Consider the following 24,409-nt stretch of genomic DNA (forward strand, 5'->3'; position numbering starts at 1 on the left):
TCAATACCATGCGGTTCTTGCAAGAATGCTGCGGAAAACGCCTGCAAATGCGGACCCTTAGGCAAATCGATATTGCGCCGCAGCAAGGAAAATATCACCGTCGATTTCAAAGGCTGACCGGTGCACGAGCGTTGCAGCGAGGATGGATCGTTCAAACAGATGACGTCATCGGCGCCAAGGTCGTCAGTCGGCAAACGAGGACGCGGACTTGCGCCCTCGTCAACGCTGCAGTGAGCAGACTGGCAAGACATCCGAGCTTATGCCTTGAGAGAAAAAGCGTCGCTTTCTCCGGGAACGAGTTCGAGAGGCCAGATCGTGTTGCGTGCGCCTTTCGGGTAGTGCGCCGCATAGGCCGGCATTGTCGCAAGCAAGGTTTCGGCAAGCTCGACGCCGAGATCGCGCAGTGACATGCGAAAGCAGGTGAGTGATGGCTGCAGGAATTTGCCGCGCGGTTCTTCGCGAAAGCCGATGACCGCGAGATCGCGACCGGGAATAATGCCTGCCTCATTCAGGCGCCGGTAGAGACCGATCGCCATGAGCTCATAGATAAGGATGATCGCCGTCGGCTTGCTGTCGAGCCGCAGCATCTCGTGGCCGGCCTGATAGCCGCCCTGCTCACTGGATTTGACGCGGATGACCAGCGACGGATCGAAGGCGATGCCATGCCGCTCAAGGGCTTGCCGATAGGTATCGACGAAGATATAGCCGAGGTTGATGTCGTTGGATGGTGCGGCGATAGCGATACGACGATGTCCCTTCGATACCAGGCGATCGACGGCGCAGGCAGCAACGCCCTCGAAGTCAAGATCGATCCAGGTGTGGCTGCCGCCGGATGTGCTGCGGCCGAGTGCTACGAAGGGGATCTTGGCTTTCACCAGCAGGTCGATGCGTTTGTCGACGCGCTGCGTTGCCGAGATGATCATGGCATCGACGATCCGTCGCGCGACCATCCGCTTCAGATACTCGTGGGGGTCTTCATCATTCGGGCACGGCAGCATGAGCAGGTCAAGCTTGTGACGCGACAGCACGCTCTGCAAGCCGCCGGTGACGCCAAGGAAGAAGTTGTCGCTGTTTTCGACCGTCTCCTTGCTGGATTCGATCATCAGGCCGATGACGTTTGTCGTGCCCTGACGCAGGCTGCGTCCGGACTGGTTCGCCACATATCCAAGCTCTTCGGCGGCTGCGAGCACACGCTTGCGCGTCTCTTCGTTGACGTCGGGCCTGTCGTTTAGCGCACGCGAAACCGTCCCGATTGAAATGTCGAGATGCTTGGCGAGTTGGCGAATACCCTTCATCTGCGGCAATCTTCCTCCCCGATGGAACGATTTGCCTTCCTATCTGCCATACTAAAACGTTTCCGGAAAGCGTCCTTACGACGAGCGATGGGGCCCGGTGTTCAAATCGCCAGTGAGCCGGATGTCGCCAGCGCCACCATAGCCACGAGGGCGCCGGCGGCGGCTCCGGTCGATTTCGCCATTGCGTCTGGCAGTCGCGCATGGCGCGACGGCGACAAGAGCTGCAGCAATTCCGAAATGCCCGCGCCGATCACACAGCTGACACCAACCAGTGCCGCGGAATGTGAATAGCCAAGCACAAAGAAGAACGCCATTGCCGCGAAGGCGAGGCTTCTGTCGAGGTTGACGCGCGTGATCGTTCGCGGGCGCAGCCTGATGGGGGCAATCGTCACGAAGAAAATCAAGGCAAACAGCAGCCACGCGATTGCTTGCGCAACGACGACCAGGTGCAACCCACTGACAATTTCGTCGGACACGTCGGACATCCTCTTATCGCCGCTTTGCAGGAACATGCAGACGCGCTGGCACGGTTTCAACTATGCGACGAAAGCGAATTCAAGAATCCAGTGAACCGGCGAAGACTTCCGCATCAGGGAACGCCTGCGCCACCGCATCCTTCCTCGAAAGAATGGGCATCGTATCGATCGGCCAGCGAATGTTCAGCGTCGGATCATTCCAAATAATCGCCCGCTCGTTCTCCGGCGAATAGAAATCCGTGGTCTTGTAGAGGAACTGCGCGGACTCGGAAAGCACAAGAAAGCCGTGGGCGAAACCGGCCGGAATCCAGAGCTGCCGTTTGTTGTCGGCAGACAGGGTTTCCCCGACCCATTTGCCGAAGGTCGGCGACGCCTTGCGCAGGTCGACGGCAACGTCAAACACCTCTCCGTCGACGACGCGCACCAGTTTTCCCTGCGGTTGTTTGATCTGGTAGTGCAGTCCTCGCAGCACGCCCCTTGCCGATTTGGAGTGGTTGTCCTGCACGAAGGTGAGATCTTGACCGACGAGCGCACTAAACTGCGCCTGATTGAAGCTCTCGAAGAAAAAGCCGCGATCGTCGCCATAGACCGTCGGCTCGATCAGCAACACGTCAGCGATCTCCAGCGACTTTACCTTCATTGATTGCCGGCCTCCGCCACAAGCCGCAGCAGGTATTTGCCATAGCCGCTTTTGGCAAGCGGTGCAGCCAGGCGCTCGAGATGCCCACCGTCGATCCAGCCGTTTCGGAAGGCAATCTCTTCTGGGCAGGAGACCTTCAGACCTTGGCGGTGTTCCAGCGTCGAAATGAACTGGCCGGCGTCAAGCAGAGAGTCGTGGGTGCCCGTATCGAGCCAGGCATAGCCTCGACCCATGATTTCCACCGTCAGGCTGCCGTCATTCAGGTAGCGGCTGTTGAGGTCGGTAATCTCTAGCTCGCCCCTCGCCGAGGGCTTGAGCTGCCTGGCATACTCGACAGCCCTCTCGTCATAGAAATAAAGGCCTGTTACGGCATAGTTCGATTTCGCTCGAGACGGCTTTTCCTCGATTGACAGGGCTCTGTTTGCTCCGTCGAACTCGACGACACCGTAGCGTTCGGGATCGAGCACATGGTAGGCGAAGACGGTTGCGCCGCTTGTGCGCGACATGCCGCTGGCGAGCAACAGCGGCAGGTCATGTCCGTAAAAAATATTGTCGCCGAGCACAAGGGCGCTCGGTGATCCTTCGAGAAAGTCCTCGCCGATGACGAAGGCCTGGGCCAGGCCATCGGGCGACGGCTGTACGGCATAGGAGAAGTTGATGCCCCATTGCTCGCCGGTCCCCAGCAACGCCTCAAAGCGCGGGGTATCCTGCGGGGTCGATATGACGAGTATGTCCCGGATACCCGCGAGCATCAGCGTGCTCAGCGGATAGTAGATCATCGGTTTGTCGAAGACCGGCAGCAACTGCTTGCTGATTGCCAACGTCGCGGGGTGCAGGCGGGTGCCGGAACCGCCGGCGAGGATGATGCCTTTTCGAGTCACGTCTGCGGCTCCCGTTCTCTGAGTTGATCAAGCATCCTGTCTACGTGCACGCTCCAGTACGGCAGATCCAATCCCAGGCAACTGGCGAGTGCATCGCAGTTGAGCAAGGAGTTCCGCGGCCGCGCTGCAGGCAGTGGGTATTCCTCCGTCGCAATGGGCTCGATGTCGCCAACATCAGTCCGCAGGGTGAACCCCAGTTCACGCGCACGTCGAACGACATAGAATGCAAGTTCATGCCAGCTGGTTTGGCCCTGCGCCGTCAGATGATAGATGCCGCTGTCAAATTGCCCTTGGCGATGAGCCGCCACCGCCAGCGCCGTAACGTCGGCGATAAGTTCGGCTGATGTCGGCGCGCCAAACTGGTCGGCAACAATTCGCAGCGTCGGCCGTTCACGCGCCAAGCGAAGGATGGTGTTGATGAAATTGGCACCCGTCGCCGAGAAAACCCAGCTCGTCCGCAATATGACGAACCTGCAGCCTGATGCCTTGATCGCTTGCTCGCCTGCTCGCTTTGATTGCCCGTAGACGTTCAGCGGATTGGTGTCGTCACTTTCGACGTATGGCCTCTGTTTCCGGCCGTCGAATACGTAGTCTGTCGAGTAGTGAATGAGCGTCGCGCCGCGGTCGCGGGCAAACCGAGCGATAATCTGCGGCGCATCGGCATTGATGCGGAAAGCGGTATCGGGCGTCGATTCTGCGCGATCAACCTCAGTCCAGGCGGCTGCGTTGACGATGAGATCGGGCGCATGAGCTTCCAAGATCGCAGGAAGGGTGTCCGTCGCCGCCATGTCGAGGTCTCGCCGTTCCAGCGCCGTCACCGCACCGAGCGGAAGAAGCGTTCGATGAAGTTCCCGGCCCACCTGGCCGTTCTTGCCAAGCAGCAGGATGTTCATGCGTATTGCTTTGCGATCCAGTTGCGATAGCTGCCCAAGGTGACATTGCGGACCCAGTCCGGATGATCCAGATACCAGCGAACGGTCTTCCTGATGCCGGTCTCGAACGTCTCGGCTGGTCGCCAACCCAACTCTGCTTCAATCTTGCCCGCGTTGATCGCATAGCGCCGGTCGTGGCCCGGACGATCGGTCACGAATGTGATCTGTTCCTGATAGGAGCTGCCATCGGCTCTTGGCTTAAGTTCGTCAAGCACGTCGCACAGCATCATCACGACCTCAAGATTGGTCCGCTCGTTCCAGCCTCCGATATTGTAGGTCTGCCCCGGCAGGCCTGCATCCAACACTCGCCGAATTGCGCTGCAGTGATCCTTTACATAGAGCCAGTCGCGAATTTGCCGCCCATCGCCGTAGAGCGGCAATGGGCGACCCGAAATGGCGTTGTGAATGACCAGAGGAATGAGCTTTTCGGGAAAGTGAAATGGACCGTAGTTGTTGGAGCAATTGGTGGTCAGCACAGGCAGACCATAGGTGTGATGGTAGGCTCGCATCAGATGGTCCGCGGCTGCTTTGCTGGCGGAGTAAGGGCTGTTGGGCTGGTACTGATTTTGTTCATCGAAGGCAGGATCACCGGCCTGCAATGTACCAAAAACCTCATCGGTCGAAATGTGTAGGAAACGAAACTCCTGGCGATCCCTTAACCCGCCCCAATAGGCCCGGGCTGCTTCCAGCAAGCGGAATGCGCCCACGATGTTGGTCTGAATGAAGTCCTCGGGCCCATGGATCGAGCGGTCAACGTGACTTTCGGCGGCGAAGTTCACGATTGCGCGCGGCTGGTATCGCGTCATGAGGTTGGTTACGAGAGCGCCGTCTCCAATGCTTCCATGGACGAACGTGTACCTGGCGTCTGTCGTGAGCGAGGCCAAATTCTCTCTGTTGCCAGCATAGGTCAGCGCGTCGAGGTTAAGAACGGGCTCGTCGCTTTGAGCCAGCCAGTCAAGAATGAAGTTCGAGCCGATAAAACCGGCGCCGCCAGTCACCAAAATCATCGCTTACACACCCTTCGCACTAACGCAAATACTCACTAACGATGACCACCTAGTAGACGTTGCTGCGGTCAACCATGCAGACCATTGTCAAAAAGACGATTTTCAGATCGAGCCACAGCGACCAGTTATTGATGTACCAGAGGTCATGGCGAACACGATCAGCCATCCGATCCACAGTCGGCGTTTCGCCTCGGCATCCGTTGATCTGAGCCCAGCCCGTTAGTCCCGGTTTGACATGCCGACGTGAAGCATATTGAGCGATAAGCGCTCCGTAGAGATCATCGTGCACCAACGCATGTGGGCGCGGACCGACCACCGACATGTCGCCTCGAAGGACGTTCCAGAATTGAGGCAGTTCGTCCAGGCTGGTCGATCGAATGAAGCTGCCAACGCGAGTGATGCGAGGATCGTTGCGTGTTGCCTGGCGCACGTCAGTGGAATCCTCCATGACCGACATGCTGCGAAACTTGAGGATGCGAAACGCGCGGCCACTATACCCCTTTCGCGACTGCACGAAGAAAATCGGTCCGGGACTGTCGAGTTTGATGACAACCGCGACGACGGCGCAGATCGGAAACATGACCACCAGGGCGGCAATCGAAAAGACGATATCGAACGCTCGTTTCAGCCCGCGCTCGTAAACGTCGAGAGGCGGCCGGTGTGTCTGAAATACACGTCGTTCGCCGACGGTCTGCGCAAAGCCTTCGACGACGTCGCCAACGATGCCGCCGAACATGACGCTCACCGGCACGCAGAATTGGCGAAGCGTGATCAGGCACTCTTCCAGGGCACGCAAATTCGCGAAGTCACTCCAGGCAACCAGCACCTCATCGACCTCGGCTATGCCATGTTTCTCATAGGCGTCGCTGGTTGATGCCAGGGCCAGATCGGCCTCGGCGATCCGCATCGTGTACTTGACGGATAGACCGCTGAGAGCGGCACGTTGAACGACAGGTTCGGTCGGCATCGTGCCTGGGCAAATCAAAAGGACGCGACGGGTGGGAAATGCAGCGCGTGCAACGGCCCTGTGGAGATGGTGGTGCCAGAACAGGCGCAAAGCGATCAGTCCACCCATGGAGAGAACCGACGTCGTTATGATTGCACCCCGAGATACCGTCGTGTCGAGCTTTAGGAACAGGACAACGGCCAGAAGGAACAAAAGCACCGCGGGCAGAAGTGCAGAAATCAACACCAACTGGCGACGGAACGAGAGCATCTCGCCGGGTCGATAAGCATGGACGCCAAACATGGCCAGCACAAAAATCGTGGCAACGAGCAGACCGATGCCAACGTAAAGTGACGGGTCAGCAAGACCACCAAAGACAATCCGTTCGTAAAACAGATGGCCCGCGGCGCTCGCCGCGATGAGAAGAATAAAATCGAACGCCGCCGCAATGCCGGTGATCGCAAAGCTATTGAAACCGAACCATCTCCGGTCGCTCTTGACGGAAAGGTGCAGGTCCCAGTTATGCTCGACTGGAATGGTCATGTTTCACACCCTCAACCCTGCCTAATAGTTAACATGAGTTGAACGTACGCAACAATTATCCTCGAATACGCCTTATTGCGTAACGAGAGATGCCTTTTGAAAGAATATTTTACTTGTGTTATACTTTAAATATATTCTTGATACTTGTAGAGAAGGAAGGAATTTATTGTCTGCTCCTGAGATCAAGCTGCGCGTGCGGTCTCCTCTTTCACCACGCCGCTCGACATAGATTAGTCGAATCAACCAGTTAGATGACGCCCGCTGGATCGACGAGACAAGGTAATATCGCCCTCTCGAGCAGACGCTCGCACCGGCTTCCACTCGCGTACAAAGCGACCAAGGTTGGGCGTTTGGCAGGTCTTTTAAGGTATAGGCGGAAAGCTTTCGCGTCAGCATCTGCGGCTCATCGCAATCGACAACGACACAGAATTCCAAACGATGCCGATGGCTCAAGCCACGACTGGCCATACGACTGGCGCGTCCTCAAGAACGCTATTTGCCACGGCCATGAGCGCGTCTTGAAATGGCCTGCGGTCGCCCGAGAATTGGATGAATTGTTTTGGGCTCGTCGCCCGCGACAGCGGCTCAAACCGCGTTCGCTTGCCCGCTGATGACAGGCACGGTCGTCGGGTCGTGGAGGGCTCGCCTCCTGGAGCATTCGACGCACAGGCGGTCGACGACTGGTTGGCGCCGGAGCCCGCTTGCTGATGGCAATCGGACTTGTGCGAACGGACCAACGTCTTCGCTCCAGCGCCGTTTCCAGCCGGTTTCCTATCTCACCGCGTCTAGCTTGTTTATTGCGAACTGATAGTGGTTGCCCGTGCCCCCGCGGCTGACCACCAATTTGCGCGTCTTGGTTATGATGCGCGCGAAGTTTCCATCCGTCGTGATCGACCGCGCGGTCGAAATCGTGGCGTAGCTTTCTCCGGGGAATTTCTGCGGACATGCCTTGCCACCGATGGCATAGATGCGTGCCCCGCCCGTTTCGTATCGTTGTTGAATCGGCCGGCCATTCGGGTCGGCAAGGACCTTGCAGCCCGGCGCGTTTGGTACCGGAATAATCCGGTACCAAGGGCTGTCGGCGACAGCGCAAGGCACGGACAATGACAGTAGGGCGGAGACGACAAGGAATAATCTCAACATGATCCAGCTCCTTCGTTGTCAACAATGTAAAGCTATATTAACACAAGCTAATCGACAAGATTTTTTCGAATCTCAAGAAGAAAAACGAGAGACGATCCGAGCTTGTATCAATGATTTGACATAGTCTTGTGAGAAATTCTTTCTATGTTTCAGCGGGCGTGAATGTACGTTGATCTTGCCGTCTGCAAGCAATGCTTTCACTGGCAGCTAAATCCTTCGGCGAGTGCGAAGAGGTTCACAATGGCTCACGGATTTTTGGCGTCTTTTCTTGTCGTTCGCATGTCGGTTTTCTGCAGCTGCGCGGCGTTCGCCGGTGCGAGTTTCGCGGCGACACTTGATGTTTCTCCATCGCCAAGGCGCAGCATCCAGGCTGCCCTCAACAAAGCAGAGCCAGGTGATGTGATCCGGCTTAAACCCGGAGTGTATTATGAAGATTTCAAGACGGTCCGAAACGGCAAGCCCGGCAAACCGATCGTGATCACCGGTCCTCGGTCGGCATTCGTCAAGGGAGCTGGCGCGCCGAGGGTGATCGAAATCAACCACGACTATACGGTGCTGCGCGGATTCACCGTCGATGGAAAGGTCGGCGCCGGTAACAACAAGAGGAGTTATCGCAACAAGCTCATCTATGTCATCGGCAAGACGCGTGGAGACGGCGTAACGGGCCTGCGAATATTGAACATGTCCGTCAAAAATGCCGGTGGTGAATGCATCAGGCTTCGCTACCAGACGCGTCGAAACGAGATTGCCTATTCGCAGATCAGCAATTGCGGCCGCTACGACTTCGCCTTCAGAGATGGCGGCAAGAACGGCGAGGGCATCTACATTGGCACCGCGCCGGAGCAGCGGGGCGCTCATGGAGCTCCGGACCGATCCGTCGACGCCTCAGACGGCAATCTCGTCCATCACAATGTCATCGACACCAAGGGCAACGAGTGCGTTGATATCAAGGAAGGGTCAAGCCGTAACATCGTCGAGCACAATCAATGTTCCGGCCAGAAGGACAAGAACTCGGGCGGCTTCGATTCTCGCGGCAACAACAACGTCTTCCGCTACAACACTGTTAGCAATGTGCGAGGCGCTGGGGTGCGTCTCGGTGGTGACAGCGACAAGGACGGCCTCCACAACGATGTCTATGGCAACACGTTTCGCAAAGTCGGAGTAGCGGTCGTGCGCGCAGAGCGCGGTCCACAGGGCAAGGTGTGCGGCAACACCTCGCAGAGCAGTTCCGAAAAGAAAAAGGGCAAGGTACCGCTCGAACCACTCGCCAAATGCTGACGGTTGCTGCCGCCGCAGCCAGGTGTCTCGGTCCGCTTCTCAATTGGATGACAGCTTCTGAAGTGCGGCCTGCGCCAGGGGATATCCGCCCGCTGCCGACTTTTCCAACCACTGCCGACCTGTCGCGTCGTCCTGCGCGTCGTCGGTCGACTGAAGCATCATCATGCCCAGAAGATATTGCGCCTCCGGATCATTCTGCTTGGCTGCGCTTTCGCGATAGGTCTGTGCCTTCTCAAGCGAGGCATCGACGCCGGTGCCGTAGTAATAGGCATTGCCAAGCACCTTTGAGGCTCTCGCATATCCACTGGCTGCAGCCGACTGAAGACTGCCGATGATCTGGTCCTTCCGGCTCTTGTTGACATCGGAACGCTGCAGAGCCCGTGACAGATAATCGATGGCATCAGCGTTGCCGCGTTCCGCCAGGGTCTGGAATATCGAAATTGCCTCGTCGACCGCCTCCGGCTTGTCCTTCTTCCACAGGACCTGTGCCATCACCTTCAGCGCATTTGGATCGGCCGCCCGTCCCTCCGCCCGGATGGCAGCCATCGCTTCGTCCTGTACCGATGGTGGGTAATCGAGATTGAGCAATTGCTTCGCGGGCCTGCCGGCGTCGAGCGGATTGAGCGCTATCGATTGCAGGAGCAAGTCTGAGCTCACCGCGACATCGTCCGGCGTCTTGCTGAGCACGATGCGCTTGGCAATCTCGGTGTAGAGCTTTGCTCGGCGTGCCGGTTCAAGTCGAACCGCCCATTTCTTCGCCTCAGGGATGTTCTTGGGGGTGCCGCGGCCTTCGGCAAGAGCGAGCGCTGTCGCCTCGATGCCCTTGGCATTCCCGACAACAGCTGCCCATCGATACCACTTATAGGCCACCACGTCATTTTGCGGGACATCCAACCCGGCGTATTGAATCAATCCGTAGGCCGCCACGCAGCTCTTGCACCCACGCATGGCCTCCGCCGCAAGCGAGCGCAGGACGGCCGGGGTTCTGTCCCCAAAGGCATACTCGTTCATCAAGACGCCCTTGGCGAGAAGCCGTGTGGCGTCCCGCGACGTTGGACCTGCGAGCAGAAGGGCGAAGCCATAATTGGGATTGCGCACCTTTCGCTCGGGTGTGGTCAGTGCCGCTGTGGCGATCAACAGACGCTTGGGCAAGGGAAGCTTGACCGCCGCATTGACTTCGGGCCAGCCCTTCGCGATCCGCAGCTCCTCCCAATTCGCGTATGTCTCGACAACGGGCCTTGGCGTCGGCTTCACGATCTTCGCCGCTTCAGCGGTCGCGAGTGTTGATGTTGCCATCAGAGCGGTCAGCAATATGCGTAGGATGCTCTTCATGACGCCTACTCCTGCATTGACGTTTCAGTTTGCCAGGTCGACCGACTTGGTGAGCCAGCGCTGCGCTTCTTCGGTATCAGCTTTTGTGCCGAAGCCGATCTGCAGCGCGATTGCATATTTCTCAAAAGCGCCGCGGTAGCCCGCATGCGCCGCCTTCGAGAGCCATTCAGTGCTCTTGGCATCGGAGTGCTCGAACCCGTGGGTGCCAGCCGCGTAGAAATCGGAAACGTTGAGCATGGCGGCTCCATTCCCGAGCGTTGCTGCCTTCAGGGTCCAAGTTTTGGCTGCTTGCGTGAACGCGGGGCTGCCTTCGCAGAGCCGCAGATAAAGCCTGGACAAGAGGGTTGCGACCTGCTGTGAATTCTGCGCCGCGAGATCGCGCAGCAGCGCTTCCACCTTCTCGTCACCGCGTGTGGCATCGTCGAGCGTGGTCTGCTGCGACAGGATCTCTGTCACCAGGCTTTCCAGGGCCCCCTCGTCGCCAAGCCTCGCGCTTTTCACCAGCCACATGTAGCTGGTCTTGTCATCCATCGGCAAACCCTCGCCGGTGCCATACATCCGGCCGATCTCGCGCATGGCCTCGCGCTTTCCACCCTCGGCAGCGTCCTTCATGAGCTCGATTGCCCTTGCCTTTTCGGCCGGCCGTTCGTTCAGCAGAAAACGGGCAACCTGGTATTGCGTGCTTGGATCCTTCGTGGGCTCGGCCATCACTTGATCGAAGAGACCGAGATAGTCCTGCTTGAATTGCGGCATGGTTCGTATCGCCAAGGCAACCTGTATCTTTTCCTTCTCCAGGCAAAGCGGCCGGCTGAGGGCGGCCTTCAAAACGGTTGCCTGGCGCTCGGTGTCGCCTTCAAGTTCGGCTCGCTTGAGGAGCGTGCGCAAATCGCCAGACGCGTTGGCGCGAGAAAGCCATTGCTGCCAATCCGCTCCACCGCCGTCGGCGGCCGCCACCTTCATGTCCACCAGCCGCAACATGGCCGGGATACTGCCCCTGGACGCCGCCTCGACGAAGACGGATGTGGCCCTCTTGGGATCTGGCTCGAGTGTTGGATCGGGATCGATGTAGAGCCTCGCCAGCTCGAAGAGCACGTCCGGATTTCCGGTCGGAGCCGACGCCTCCAGCATCGCTCTTGCCTTGATAGCGTCGCGCTCCTCTAAGGCATCCGGCGACAGAAGCGCTCGCGCCTCGGTCAACGTCGCAACGCCAGGATCGGCTGTCATGGCCCGCTGGTGCCAGGTCTTGGCCGCGGCCGCATCCTTCGGTGTTCCGCGGCCGTTGCGATAAGATTGGCTGACACGCATCATGGCTTCGACATCGCCTTGCTTAGCCGCTTGCACGAGATAGTCGACCGCTGCGGCATCGCCATCAGCTGTGCGGTTGGCAAAAGCCTCGTCTGCAAGCCTCAAGAGGCTTGCCGCGTTGCCTGCGGCCGCCGCCTTTTCAAGCCAGACGCGTGCCTTGGCACGGTCCTTCTCGACACCCGTTCCACAGGAATAGAGAGATGACAGCTCGCTCATTGCAACCCCGAGGCCGTGGTCGGCGGCGGCTTTCAAATACTCCAGTGGATCCTTGTCCAGCCTTATCGATGGCTTTTCACCGGAGGCAAGGTTGTAGAGTTCGAATGCGGAACGCGACGAGCCAAGATCGGCCGCCTTCGTCAGCGTTTGCTTGGCGAGCTCGAAATTCGGTGCGCCAGCGCTGCCGCGCGCATAGATGATGCCGAGTTGCTCCAGTGTGCGCAGGCTGGCGTCCGGCAGCACAGCCGCCTTCTGCAGGCTTTGCAGCTCGAGACCGGGATCTGTTCCGGCCCCGTAGGCACCACGATAGTAGGCGGCCTTCATTTCATAGGCGCGCGGGTTGTTGCGCTCTGCTTCCTGAGCCAGCAGTTTGAATGCTTCGTCCTTGCCGCTACCTTGTTGTGAGGTTGAAAGCAGGAGATCAGCAAGGGTCAGCCGGCTTGCTGAATGTCCAAGCGCTGATGCTTGCCTCAAAAGCCCGATTGCCTGCTGCTGATTGGCGACAACGCCATTGTCCTCAAGGTAGCGGCGCGCCAGTGTTGACATTGCCCTGACATCACCGAGCTTTACGGCAGCTTGCAGCCATTCTGCCGAGGTCTGTTTGTCATCGAGCCCCAAATCGGGATCGATCAGGATGTCGGCAAAACCGGTCAGGACGCTACAATCGCCGGTGCCCAGCCTTTCCGACATCTTCGAGATCGCGCGATCCAGATAAACCCGGCTGGTGTGCGCGGTCTCTGCCAGTTGAGGATTGCGGTAGTAGAGGCGCGCAAGCTCAAGCTCGGCGTTCGGATCGCCGGCATTTGCTGCCGCTGTAAGGTATGCTTGTGACGTCTTGAGGTCGGCCGGCACGACCTCCCCTTCGCGATAGAGTCGGCCGAGAAAGGTTCCCGCCTCGATCGTCCCGCGTTTGATTGCCTCGGCCTCGGCCCTGACGATGTCATCGGCGCGCAGAGAGGCATCGTCGTCATCGGCCAGAATGCGACCGTAGAGATGGAGTGCCCGACCTCTTCCGGCAAAAGGCACCTGGCTGAGGTAAAGGGCCATGCGTTCAGCGGTCGCCGGGCTTCTCTGATATTGACTGTAGGGGTTGAAGAGCGTTTGCGCGTCCTGCAGCATGTCGTCGGGCGAGATCGTGCTTTGGCTCTTGCCGTCAAAGCGGCTCCAGTTGCGTGGCGCAGGTACCGCAGGCGGCGCGACACAGATGTGCGAGTAGTCGAAATCCGGGCTCAGTGGAATCAATGTCTGAGTGGCGGTGGCGGCAACGACGTTCGTTGCAAGACCCGGCGCGCAGAAGGCAAGCGTCGCTGCGAGCGCGGTCTTTCGGAAACGCCCAAGCCGGCGGCCGGCGGCCGCACCCCAAATCTCGTTTCCGTGCGACATTTAAACGCTACCTCATTGTTTGCGACCGTCATCACTCTCGTGCTTTGCCGATCTCATTTTTTCGAGCATGCGCTGGCTTGCCCGCGCGATAATCTCGTTCCTCACCAGGACGACCCAGTTGTGGGTCGGCCAAACTCCACAATCGCTCCGGGCCGGCACGATGAGCGCTGTACAGGCAAGGACACGGGAATTGCGCCCTCGGTTTCCCTCCAGGTTCAAATCTGCGAGCGATGGGCGCGGTATTCGCTTGCGAAATGTGACGCTGCGTTGGCGCTCACTCTTCCACATCATTGTCCTCGACCCCCTGCAGCGATACGGAAGACATGTCTTCCGCACCCATTCTTTTGAGTTTCTTTGCGGCTTGAACATGCTGGAGGGCGCGCGCTCTCTGCAGCCACTTGATTGCTTCGGCCTTGCTTGCGTCCGTATTGGCGGCTTCAAGATCCAGGGCCAGATGGAACATTGCAGCGGCGCTGCCCGCATTTGCCGCTCGCAGCTCCCATTCGCGCGCCTTCTTCGGATCCTTGCCAACGCCGACGCCGAATTTGTAGACCTCGGCCAGTCTGTGCATCGCATCGGGAGCATCCCAGCCGCTGCTGGCCGACGCCCGTTCCAGCCACAGGATGCCAGCCTCTGGATCGCGCTGGGTGCCGAAGCCGGATAGAAGTGCGACGCCCGCTCCGATCATCGCCGATACGTGACCTTCCCTGGCGCCGCGCATGTTCAGTCTGAAGTTCTGGGACGCGTCGACCTCGGGACCGATGGCAGAGCCATATGTCTCCGCAAGATCGTGCCAGGCAAAGGCAAAGCCGTGCTCGGCCGCAGAGCGCAGCAGCTGAACGGCCGTGTCTTCCTGCCTTTCGACGCCGCTGCCCCAGATGTAGGCGAGGCCAAGATCCCGCGTCGCCATCCGGCTTCCCGCATCAGAGGAAATCTTCAGGTAGGTCGCCGCAACAGCCAGATTGCGTTCAACGCCTCGCCCTTCCCGATAGGCGCGCGCCATGCGCAAGTTGGCGACCGGATCGTCCGGATGGAGTGTGATCACCGCGCGGTAATAGTTGACGGCCTTCTGGCCGTTGCCTTCGACAAACTTGCCGTCCATGTAGAGGTCGCCAAGTTTCAAGATGGCATCGACATCGCCTTTCTGGGACGCCTGCTCCAATAGTTCCAGGCCGGCGGGGACATCTTTGACATCTCCTTTCCCCTCGATATAGACGCTCGACAGGGCGACGGCAGCACCGGGAATTTTTGCGCCGGAAAGCTCGCGCAGCATCGCGGCTCCCTGGAGATTGAGGCGTATATCCGACGGCATCAGCATGACGCTTGCCAGATGCACTTTCTCACGCGGAACATCGCTCATCGTCTTCAGGGCCAGTCGCAGCCATTGCGCCCCGACATTCGGATCCTGCGCCCGTTCTGACGCATATTCGTAGAGCTCTACAGCAGCCGAGCTGTTGTTCTTTCGAGCGGCAGCGGTCAGCCGATCGATCGCCTCGTCCAGCTTGCCGTTTGCTTTGAGGAATCGCGCCATTTCGACCGGCGCTTCCCGGTTCCCTGCCGCGATCGCATCGGAGAAGGCCTTATGTGCATCGTGAAATGCGGTCTCCCCGCCACGCGAAAGATAAAGGTTCGCCAAACTGACCAAGGCATCGGTGGCGCCAAGCGAAATTGCCTTCTTGTAGAGCGCGACTGCCCTATCGAAATCCTGGCCGACGATTTCGCCATCGGCATAGGCCTCGGCCTCCTTCAGCATGGCGCTCTCGCTGCCGGCTCGAGAGGCGCGCTCGATATAGGGGAAGGCTTTCTTGCGCTTGTTCACATCGGCGGATGAGAGGTAGACCTCGGCCAGGCGATTGAGCACCTCGACCGATTCGGCTGCTGCAAGGGCTCTGTGATAAAGGTCGATAGCTTTCGTCTCGTCCACCTGTCCCATGACGCCTTTGGCGTACATGTCGCCGAGCAGCAGCTGTCCAGTGACGCTTCCCTTCGCCGCCAGCCCGCTCAGCTTTTCAAGTGCAAGGGCGACGTTTTCTTGGCTTCTCAGAGACGGGGCATCGATAACCAGATGCGCAAATCGCGTGAGGGCGGCGTTGGAGCCATTCCTCACGCCAAGCCGGAAAATGCTTGCGGCGCGCGTCTGGTCGATGACGACACCTGCTCCGTCGCGAAAGCTCTCGCCGATCCGGATCAGATCGTCGACGTTAGCCACGTCGCCGGCCATTGTCGCCTCATAGAGCTGGTCCGACGACTGCCTGCGCTGCTCGGCCGTTTCCTGCAATGCCTGGGAATAATAAAGGACCGCCGTCGCGTCCTTGGCGTCGATCAGTTTGGCAATCCAAACGTCGTATACGTCCGGTGGAACTTTCAGCGGACCGGCATCAGCAAAGTCCCGCACCAATTCCTGCGCGGCTTCGATCGATCCGTCGCGTGCGGCTGTTTGGTATTGTTCGACTGCGGCTGTGGGATCGAAGAGCGGCGTGTCGGGATTGCCGAGCAGACGTGCCACCCACACGACGGCTGCCGATTGGCCCAATTGTGCCGCCTTTCGATACCAAGCCAAGGCCTCCTTCTGATCCTCGGCTTTGTCCGACAGCTTTCGATAGTATCCGCCGAGATCGAAGGCCGCGCCTGCATCCCCTCGCGCCACGCGCTGACGCAAAAGGTCAAGCCCGAAGCTCGTCATCGCAGCGGCCTGTGCCGGTGTTGCGCCGGAAAGCTTTGCAAGCTCGAATGCCGCAGCGCCGTCGCCGAGGCGAAGGGCAAGATTGAGGTTGTCGCGCGCGTCCTGATCGCGGCTTGGAAGAGATGCGAGCTTCTGCCCGCGGATATAGGCCGCCTCGGCATTGCCCGTCTTGATGACGGCGTCGAGGAGTGCCAGCGCACGGTCGACGTCAACCGGTCCCCCCTCGCCTGCCAGCATCATCTTGGCGAGCAGCAGTTTTGCTTCCGCCTGTCTGGCGCCGGGCAATGTCACGGCTGTCTCAAGAGCTTGGCGTGCTTTCGGGAAGTTTGGCACCCTCAACGGATTGTCGGCCGAGACTGCCAGTCCGCCCCGCAACTGCTTGGCAACCCTCAAAAGCGCCTCACCATCCGTCTGCTGGATCAGTAGATCGACCTGCTCGGCCGGCGTTGCCGTTGGCTCTGCGGCTACCATGATCGGCGCTGAGACGGCGAGATAGCCGGCTGCAAGCAAGATGGAGAAGTGCCTCTGGCGCGGTCTCATCCTTGCCTCCAGAAGCAGGTGGCGTTGCCGCCGGCGAATTCGTCGATGAGAGGACGTTCGTTTGCTCCTTCTCGTTCGAGGAGGGCGCCTGCACGCCGTTGAATGAAGTTCGGTGGTTCATGAGCGGCCACAGCCTCGAGGAACGCCAGGTAGTGGCGTCCGTTGCCCCTGTTTTCGAGGAAGCCGAAATCCGGCTTCATGAAGTCCTGTTCCGGTCCGGGAATGTAGTTCTCGGCGGAGTAGGCTTTGACCAGGATCGGGTTGGTCATGCCATTCATCCAGTAGGACAGGACCGTCCACATGGATTTCTTCCTTCCATCGACGGCAGCCGTGGCCTCGAACAGGGCGTCCTGCCCGCCGGCAGCAATTTCGGCCATGACGGTCATGCTTGTCAGCGACTGGCGCATATACCAGAGTGCGCGCGCACCGCGGCGGGTTTCGAGAGGAAGGCTGCCGTCGGCACGGGCGTCGTTCAGGATGATACCAAAGCGGTCGAGCCCCTTTTGATAAAGCTCCTGGTCGCCCGTCAGGCTGCCCCAGGCCATCAGCACGCTGTCGGCCAGATAGCGGTGGTTGTTGTAGTCGACGCTTCCCTCGAAGATCTGATCGGTTCGTCGCACCAGCGGATCGATCCAGGCGATCAGCCTCTGCTTTTCTTGATCACCGAGCCCGTCGCGGATGATCGAATAGGCCACGACAGTCGGCAGCATCAGACGTTTCAGAGCGTAGTAGGCGTCGTGAATCTTTTCGGTTTCAGAGAATGCGCCGGCGTCAGCCCATTTCAGCAGAAAGGCCGTGAGCATCTCCTCGGCCCGTTTGTCACCGGCAAGCGCGCGGCCGGACAGGACCATGACCGCCCAGGCGTACTGATTGCCGGACCGGTCCGTGCCGTATCCCTGTGTGGTCGTCAGACCCTTGATAACCTCGATGTTCAGCCATTTGGCGTCGGCGTCGACCGCAAGGCACGCCTTGCGAGCATCAGATGATGGGTTCTGCGCGAGAAAATCCTTGCGTGCCTTCACGTCAAAGAGGCCCTGATAGCCGCCGTTTGCTGCCTGCGCCACGGATGCCTGTGTCGCGCCCGGCACCGCAACCGCACTGAGGACGGCCGCTAGCAGGGCGATCCCGCTGCGTGCCGCGAGAAAAGAGTGAGCCGCATTTTTCAACTGCTGTCTCCTTTTCCATGGAAACTTTCAAACTGCACGGAGCCGCGAGCGTCGGTGCAATTGCCGGAAGTTTTGCTGTCAAAGAAAAGTGCATCGTTCTCCCCCAAGAACCCCGCCTCCCTGAAGGCGCATTCGTAATTTTCCGGCCGCTGCGGACGGCATGTGGATGCGATCGCCACGTCCTGATGCCCGTTGAAGCGCAGCACGTGGCCCTCGAACGGGCGTGTGTCGCCGTCGAGGAGACGACCTTCCTGATTGCGGAATTCGTTCTTTGCCAATGTGAGTCCCGAGACGCCGGCGGCCTTTATCCCCTTGCCATTTGCAGAGATCAGGTTGCCGGAGGCGGTAAAGGTCGTCAGTGGCACATAAGGATCCATCACCAGATCGCGCTTGTGCTCATCCTGTGCGAGCGACAGGTCGCTGATGTAGCCGCTGATCGCCTCGAGCTTGTTGCGAACGATGGCGTTGTCATGGACACCGATGTCCCAGCTGTTGCGCATGCGCACGCCGGAGCGGCCATTGTCGACGAACGCGTTGGCGACCGCGAGATTGCAACTGCTCTCGAAGAATGTCAGGCCATCCTGGTCGTTCCTAAAGGAAAGGTTGCCGTAAACGAGATTGTCGACGCTGTCGCGGTCGAGCATCAGGCCGGAGCCCTTGTTGTGGAACACCATGTTGCCGATTTGCCAACTGGCATCGACACCGCGGGAGATGATGATCCCATGCTTGACCATCGTGTCGTGCGCGGTGTTGAGCGCAATCAGCAGCCGCTGCGAGCGGTCGTGGGGATCAACGCCATAAAGGACGTTGTTTGCGTACTCGTTTCCGATAAGCGAGATGTCATCGGCCTCATAGGAATAGAAGCCGTACTCGAAGTTGTGAAAATAATTCTCGACGACGATGCCTGTCGGATTTCGCAACTGCTCGCGAGCCTTGGCAATGGTCTTCGGTCCGGCCGAAAACGTCAGGCCGAAAGACTTCGAGGCTGCGTACCCCAGCGAATCCAAGACCGATCCGCCAATATACATTTCGGAATTGCTCCAGCCGACGATGAAGGGCCGGAATATACCGCGCGTGTCCTTGCTGGAACTGCGCGGCTTCAACAGCGCTTCATCCCATGAGGTTACGGTCGTGTCCTGAATGTAGAGCCTGCCGCCGACCGCCAGAAAGGCACCGGCAGTGGCCGACAAGCGATAGGTAGACGCCTCCTGACCGGACAAGATCAAGCCTGCCTTCTCGCCGACGAGCAACGGCGCGCGAAGCGTCACGATGTCGCCGTCCCGCTCGACCAGCGGCTCGCCGGCCATGCTATCGAGCTGCATTGCCAGACTGCCGAGCGTGTAGACGCCGCTTTGAATGACGATGATCCGCGGATAAAGAAGCCCTTGTGCGCGCGCAGCGTGGGACAGACCGGTAAATCCGCCTGCGAGATCCTCCATGAATTTGCTTTCATAGGGACTGAGGTTTCCGAGCGTTATCGAGATCCGTCCCGGCGTCGGCAGCGGTACCATCGAGCGCGTCGTCGCGGCTGTCTTGCTTATGTCGGGGTATCCGTATTTGGCAAGCGGGGCGCTTATGACGGATGTCGTGCGCAGAGACATTCGGCCATCGCTGAAGACAGGCGTCGAAAGGTGGGCCGGGTCTTCGTCCATAGCCGCCAATGCCACCTTCTTCAGCCAGTCCTTATACTCTGAGGGGTCGCCCTTGCCGATTCCCCAACCGAGCCGGTCGAGGTGACGCAACTGCGCTTGCGCAATGGCGCGAAAGGTGCGCACCCGAAGCATCGGATCGTGGAATTCCCTGGTGGCAAGAACGGCCGTCTCGACGTAGGCCGGATCGTTGGCGGCCGCGATCATCACCTCGGCTTTGAGCATCTCATCGCGGGCGGCGGGCTGGCTTTCGAAATAGGCGATGGCGTTCTTGGTGTCGCCAGACAATGCAGCCCGGCTTGCAATGCGTCCTGCTGCTTTCGCCTTCAGCTTCTCGTCGGAAATCTTGCTGACGAGCTTTTTTGCAAGCTCGATCTGGTTGGACTTCGACAAATAGTCGATAATGTCGAAGAACAGGTCGTCGCGCTTGTCTGCCTCGTCCACCCCGCCTGCATACGCGATCGCCTGGCTGACGACATGTTCCGCCTTTTCGGCCCCATCCGTTGCCGATATTTCCTTGGCAAGCCGCAGGAGCGCTTCGACGCGGTATTCCGGTTCCCTGATGGACGTTGCAAGGCCCATTGCGTCGTCGATTTTGCCGTTGCGCGCCAAGACCCGGACAATTTCCGATTGCACGCGGCCCTTGTCTTCGTCGTTTGCGATCTCGTCAGCGATCTTCGTTGCGGCATCGAGGTCTCCCTCTCTCGCCTGGGCGCGACCGATGCCTGAAAGCGCCTGCTCCCGGTCCTTGAGTGTGGTGATTTTCGGGAGAAGCGCTTCGGCCTTCTTCAAATCGTCGCTGTCTGCAAACGCCTTGGCAAGATTGCCCAGGGCATTGGATGCACCTTGCATGTCAGTCAACTGATCTGCGAACGCCTGGGCGTCATCAAAGCGCTTGAGGTCGGTTGCCCCACCTATGGCTGCAATCAGGGCGGCTTCCTTGGCATCGCCGCTCAACACTTTGACGATCTCCGTGCCCCGATCGTACTGCTGTGTTGCCATCTTCGCCAGCCCGCGATCGCTGAGTTCGGAGGCAAGCGTGAAGTCGATCTCTGCGAGCCCCGGGCCACGTTCCATCGCCCCGGTCATTGCCGTCGCGTCGATCAGACGGTCGGCATCGACGCGGTTCTTGACGATGCGGACGATCAGGTCTTCCTGATCACTCCGATCGGCGAGGCTCGTGGCGAAAACCGGGAAAAGGTTCACTGCATTTGCTTTGAGCGCTGCGCTCAGGACCTCGTTGACGACGTCGGCGCGATGTTCGGACGATTCCGGATCGACGGCGAGCGCCAACAGCAGGGCCTCATCTATCCGCCCGGCCTTTAGTTCGGTTTTCACTGTTGCCGAGATGTCCTCGAATTTGGCGTCTTTGATGTCCTTCTTGCCGAGTTTCTTATCGCCGAGCAGGCGCAGGGCGATATCGTAGCGGGCAAATCCACGCATGCGAGCCGGCCACATCCCACCGACGGCCCTATTGATGATGTTGGAGGTCAGCTTCGGTTCGACATAGGCTCCGACCTGGGCGATGTTGTTGAGCGCGGCATTCTTCTCATCCGCCGAGGCAAGCTGTGCGCTGACATCGATTGCCCTTTCCAAGAGGGTCAAGGCGGCATCGTGGTCGCTCGCGATCTGTCGCGCATAGTCGGCCAGAGCCGATACTTTGAGTTCCGGCGCCGACAGGGCGTCGATAAGATCGTCGATCCTCAGTCTTGTCGCGACGCGCGCGTCCGGGTCGGCCCCCTTGTCGGTCAGGCTTGCGAAGGTGGCGCTCAGGGTACCCGTTGTGACGACGTCGGGCGTAATGCCGTCCGCCTCGAAATTGGCAATGCTAGTTCTGGCAGAACCATCACCACCTTCCGCGGCTGCCGCGAGCGTGGCCAACTGGTCGCGGGCGCGGTCATAGGCCTTGATCCGCTCAGCGGGCGTCCTTGATTTATCTACGTCAAGAACGGATTGCCGGATTTTCTCGACGATCTGTTGAACACTGTCCGATGTCTGAGCAAATGCCGGAGAAATCCCGCTTGCCCAAAGCAGAGCTCCGGCAGTCAGAGCTGAGGCGGTCAATTTCGCGAGGTCTCGTTTTGTGCACGTCATACGCATTAACTCCCTCGTCATTCCTTGCTATCGAACTCGTCCGATACGATTTGCTCTCACTCACCTGGTTGGCTGGAGCGCTCCTCTTATCCCTTGGTTTCCGCCGCTGGTCGGCTCTCGGTCCCGGTCGTGTCGACGAAGCTCTTCAGTATTTGCGGCGGGGTCCTGGTCGTCCACGGCGAATGCACGAACCGCACCGTCACCGGCGTTCCGACGATCGAGGCGAGATCTGCGTCGCCGACGTCAATGTTGATCGGGATCTTGTTGCCAGAGGCAAGATCGGTGCTTGTCAGCTTCGGCAGATCGCGGATGGCAGCATTCGAAATGCTCTTCCCATCGGGAAGCTCGACAAGAACACGCGCGCCCTTATAGAGACGCAGGGCTTGGGAATAGTCCACCATCGCCACGACGTGCGGTTTGGCATTCTGCATGCTCAGTGAAAGAAGCCGTTGTCCGGCTCGGACCTGGCTGTCCAGTCCGACCTGAACGTCCTGAATGATGCAGTCACAGCGCGCCAGCACGGTGACACTGCGGTTGTTGGCCGTGGGCAGGATCGTCGCCACGGGATCGCCGGCCTTCACCGCGCCTTGCGTCACGATGTTGGTGACGACACCGTCTGACGGCGCGATCACGGTAGCCGAATCGATCGTCACAAGGGACTGGTCGGCGCGGAACGTCCAGAGCCGCTGATAAAGCGCACCCCATAAGAAAAGCAGCACCCCGATGCCGAGGATCGACGTTACGACAATTCGCAGCCACCGCCTGGCCACCGCCTCGTACCACCCGCCAGCGGCGTGTTCCTCGGAGCTGCCATCCTTCTTCCGACCACGCGGATCGATGGATCGGCTCGACAGATCCAGGACGTCGTTGAGTGTGACGACCTCGCCACTCAGATGAGCATCACGCACGTAGCGCAGAAAGCGGAGCTTTTCCTCCGTCAGCGACATGTACTGAAAGCCTGTGCGTCCCTTCGTCGGGTCGCAGTAGCGAACCTGTGCATCCACCCTTAGCGTGAAGACAAAGCCGTCGAAGGGGAATTCAAGGTCAACTGGAAATGTCTTGAATTCGGGCAGCACGGTCTTGCCGGTCGCCACCCCCACACCACCAACCGACCAGTCGAGACAGGTGTAGCGGTATCCGTCGATCACGCATTTTAAGGGAAGTTTGTAGCGCGCATGCTGGCGTTGTACATCCGCTTCGAACTTTACGACGTTCATATCCACTCCCTCAATTTACCGGGTCCAGCCCGTAGGCCATTGCAAATATGGGTGCTTCCGGAATTGCCAGTTGTCCGAGGACAACGGCGACGATCGTCACGAAAACGGTGAGCGCGATGACATGAACAAGTGTTGACGAGGCGTCGCGAACGCGGCTTTCGAAGCGTGTCCGGTTGTCTAAAAGCGTCGTCTTCTGACGCGTCCACTTTTGCTTGTTCAGGTGGAAGAAGATGTAGGTTTTGACGACCGATCCGTAGATCTGATTGAAATAGATGAAGAAGGGGTAGAAGGCCGAAACGCGGCGGCGCGAGTTAAACAGCATCAGCGTCAGCAAATAGCGCGTTGCGAGCACCCACAGAAGGTAGATGAGGAAGGCGAACGGTGCCTCGAACAATCCCACGAGGAGAACCATTGCCAGTCCAGCGAGCGAGGTCCACATCGAGACGCGTTGATCGAAGATCGTCCACCAGGTGAAGAAGCCGATTTTCGATGGTCCGAGTGCCAGCGCCCGTGAATTCGTGCGCAGCATGTTGCCGAACCAGCGCACCATCAACTGTGTCGCTGCTGGCAGGAAGTGTTTGGACGGTGGCTCCTCGACGGTCGCGACGACAACGTCTGGAATGTAGAGCATCTTGTAACCGTTGCGCAGGAGCCAGAACCAGCTCGACTTGTCGTCTCCGGTCAGGAACGTCAGCCGGCCGAGCCGCCAGTGATCGACGTAGTCAGATTCGACCTGCCTCACGAAATCGGGATCGCAGACAATCGACGCCCTGAACATCGACATCCGACCCGTCAGCGTCAGCACCTTGCGTGACAATCCGTTCGACGACATGAGGATATGGCGCTGGGCAAACCGCAAGCTGTACCAGATATGGAACTTTGCCTTGCCATGCACATGTGAGACCTCGTCGGTCGTCAGCGCGCCAACGCTGCGATCGGCCCGGAAAAAGCCGATACATTTGCTGACGAAATCAAAAGGTACGATCGAGTCGCCGTCGATTAGGGCCACCACATCGTCCGCCTTGGGCTCCTGCCGACAAATCGCACGGAAGGCATAAGCCAGCGCATCGCGCTTGCCGGTCCCGGCGATGCGTGTGATGACAAGGCGAACATTGGTGTCTTCACCGCAGATCAGGCGGTAAAGCAGTTTGATCAGACGCTGGTCTCCCATCTCGACGATGGAGGCGACCACGGTCGCGCCACCTGGTGCCTGCTTTGCGGCTTCAAACGCGGCGCGGTAGACGGCTGAAGTCGTATCGCCGTCGATGCGGAAACTGGTGACGAGTAGGAAAACATGTTGGCTGCCCTCGATGTCAGCGCATTCACGCATCGCATCGTCGGCCTCGGCGCGCATTTTTGGAAAGACGATCGAGCGGTAGATGTTGGATCGCACAAAATGCGCGAGGCCCCAGCCATATCGCCAGACCGCGAGGAAACCGAGGCCGAAAAGCGCACCGGAATGGGCACTTGCAAGACTATCGAGGGGTGTTGCGGAGGCGATGCAAAGGATCAAAGCGATATAGACGAGATGGGCTTCCAGCGTTTCGCTCCAGGCGACGAGCCGTGAAGCGGATCTGGGGTCACGACCGTCGGGCACCTTTGCCAGTAGACGATCTACCGGCGCGGCAACTGCTCCATAGCCATCGGCATACTGCGTTTTTGCCATTACTCCATGCCTCGGTG

16 protein-coding genes are annotated in these 24,409 nt (G+C 59.1%); 1 reads left to right on the plus strand and 15 read right to left on the minus strand.

From position 1 onward, the window contains the following. Positions 1-257: 257 nt before the first annotated feature. From WGT02_RS21770 to WGT02_RS21805, 8 genes are all read right to left on the minus strand, one after another. Entirely contained in the window at positions 258-1,295 is a 1,038-nt protein-coding gene (locus WGT02_RS21770; protein WP_024314408.1) for a LacI family DNA-binding transcriptional regulator, read from the minus strand. A 101-nt stretch (positions 1,296-1,396) separates the two neighbouring features. After that, on the minus strand, positions 1,397-1,780 hold the full coding sequence (locus tag WGT02_RS21775; RefSeq protein WP_029709968.1) for a hypothetical protein: 384 nt from the start codon (positions 1,778-1,780) through the stop codon (positions 1,397-1,399). 70 nt (positions 1,781-1,850) lie between these two features. Continuing rightward, entirely contained in the window at positions 1,851-2,411 is a 561-nt protein-coding gene (rfbC, locus tag WGT02_RS21780) for a dTDP-4-dehydrorhamnose 3,5-epimerase (RefSeq protein ID WP_024314410.1), read from the minus strand. Beyond that, positions 2,408-3,292 (minus strand): glucose-1-phosphate thymidylyltransferase RfbA, encoded by an 885-nt coding sequence (rfbA, locus tag WGT02_RS21785; RefSeq protein WP_024314411.1) that lies wholly within the window; start codon positions 3,290-3,292, stop codon positions 2,408-2,410. Before rfbA ends, rfbC begins: the two co-directional genes overlap by 4 nt. After that, positions 3,289-4,185 carry a dTDP-4-dehydrorhamnose reductase gene (gene rfbD, locus WGT02_RS21790; RefSeq protein WP_024314412.1) on the minus strand — a complete coding sequence of 299 codons (897 nt, stop codon included), beginning with the start codon at positions 4,183-4,185 and terminating at the stop codon, positions 3,289-3,291. The genes rfbA and rfbD overlap by 4 nt, the downstream gene beginning before the upstream one ends. Then, entirely contained in the window at positions 4,182-5,231 is a 1,050-nt protein-coding gene (gene rfbB / locus WGT02_RS21795; protein ID WP_208246786.1) for a dTDP-glucose 4,6-dehydratase, read from the minus strand. Before rfbB ends, rfbD begins: the two co-directional genes overlap by 4 nt. Positions 5,232-5,280: 49 nt before the next feature. Next, complete coding sequence (locus WGT02_RS21800; protein WP_208246796.1) at positions 5,281-6,720, minus strand: exopolysaccharide biosynthesis polyprenyl glycosylphosphotransferase; 1,440 nt, start codon at positions 6,718-6,720, stop codon at positions 5,281-5,283. Between the two features lie 771 nt (positions 6,721-7,491). Next, positions 7,492-7,863 carry a hypothetical protein gene (locus tag WGT02_RS21805; RefSeq protein WP_024314415.1) on the minus strand — a complete coding sequence of 124 codons (372 nt, stop codon included), beginning with the start codon at positions 7,861-7,863 and terminating at the stop codon, positions 7,492-7,494. Between the two features lie 399 nt (positions 7,864-8,262). Between WGT02_RS21805 and WGT02_RS21810 the strand changes: the two genes are divergently transcribed. After that, the gene (locus WGT02_RS21810) at positions 8,263-9,141 is read left to right on the plus strand and encodes a right-handed parallel beta-helix repeat-containing protein (RefSeq protein ID WP_225040028.1); all 879 of its coding nucleotides are present in this window, start codon (positions 8,263-8,265) and stop codon (positions 9,139-9,141) included. A gap of 39 nt (positions 9,142-9,180) precedes the next feature. On the opposite strand, the gene WGT02_RS21815 is transcribed toward WGT02_RS21810, so the two are convergent. The 7 genes from WGT02_RS21815 to WGT02_RS21845 all read right to left on the minus strand — a co-directional run bounded on the left by WGT02_RS21815 (position 9,181) and on the right by WGT02_RS21845 (position 24,392). Beyond that, complete coding sequence (locus tag WGT02_RS21815; protein ID WP_208246800.1) at positions 9,181-10,473, minus strand: tetratricopeptide repeat protein; 1,293 nt, start codon at positions 10,471-10,473, stop codon at positions 9,181-9,183. 24 nt (positions 10,474-10,497) lie between these two features. Next, the gene (locus WGT02_RS21820; protein ID WP_208246802.1) at positions 10,498-13,377 is read right to left on the minus strand and encodes a tetratricopeptide repeat protein; all 2,880 of its coding nucleotides are present in this window, start codon (positions 13,375-13,377) and stop codon (positions 10,498-10,500) included. Between the two features lie 274 nt (positions 13,378-13,651). After that, complete coding sequence (locus WGT02_RS21825) at positions 13,652-16,600, minus strand: SEL1-like repeat protein (RefSeq protein ID WP_208246804.1); 2,949 nt, start codon at positions 16,598-16,600, stop codon at positions 13,652-13,654. Then, positions 16,597-17,766 (minus strand): alginate lyase family protein, encoded by a 1,170-nt coding sequence (locus tag WGT02_RS21830; RefSeq protein ID WP_024314420.1) that lies wholly within the window; start codon positions 17,764-17,766, stop codon positions 16,597-16,599. The genes WGT02_RS21825 and WGT02_RS21830 overlap by 4 nt, the downstream gene beginning before the upstream one ends. After that, the gene (locus WGT02_RS21835) at positions 17,763-21,479 is read right to left on the minus strand and encodes a NosD domain-containing protein (RefSeq protein WP_225040026.1); all 3,717 of its coding nucleotides are present in this window, start codon (positions 21,477-21,479) and stop codon (positions 17,763-17,765) included. Before WGT02_RS21835 ends, WGT02_RS21830 begins: the two co-directional genes overlap by 4 nt. A 116-nt stretch (positions 21,480-21,595) precedes the next feature. Then, positions 21,596-22,726, minus strand: coding sequence for an HlyD family efflux transporter periplasmic adaptor subunit (locus WGT02_RS21840; protein ID WP_024314422.1), 1,131 nt, complete (start codon positions 22,724-22,726; stop codon positions 21,596-21,598). 10 nt (positions 22,727-22,736) lie between these two features. Further along, entirely contained in the window at positions 22,737-24,392 is a 1,656-nt protein-coding gene (locus WGT02_RS21845; RefSeq protein WP_024314423.1) for a glycosyltransferase, read from the minus strand. Positions 24,393-24,409 lie beyond the last annotated feature (17 nt).

The sequence above is a fragment of the Rhizobium sp. T1470 genome, from assembly GCF_042140505.1.
In the GTDB taxonomy this organism is placed as follows: domain Bacteria; phylum Pseudomonadota; class Alphaproteobacteria; order Rhizobiales; family Rhizobiaceae; genus Rhizobium; species Rhizobium favelukesii.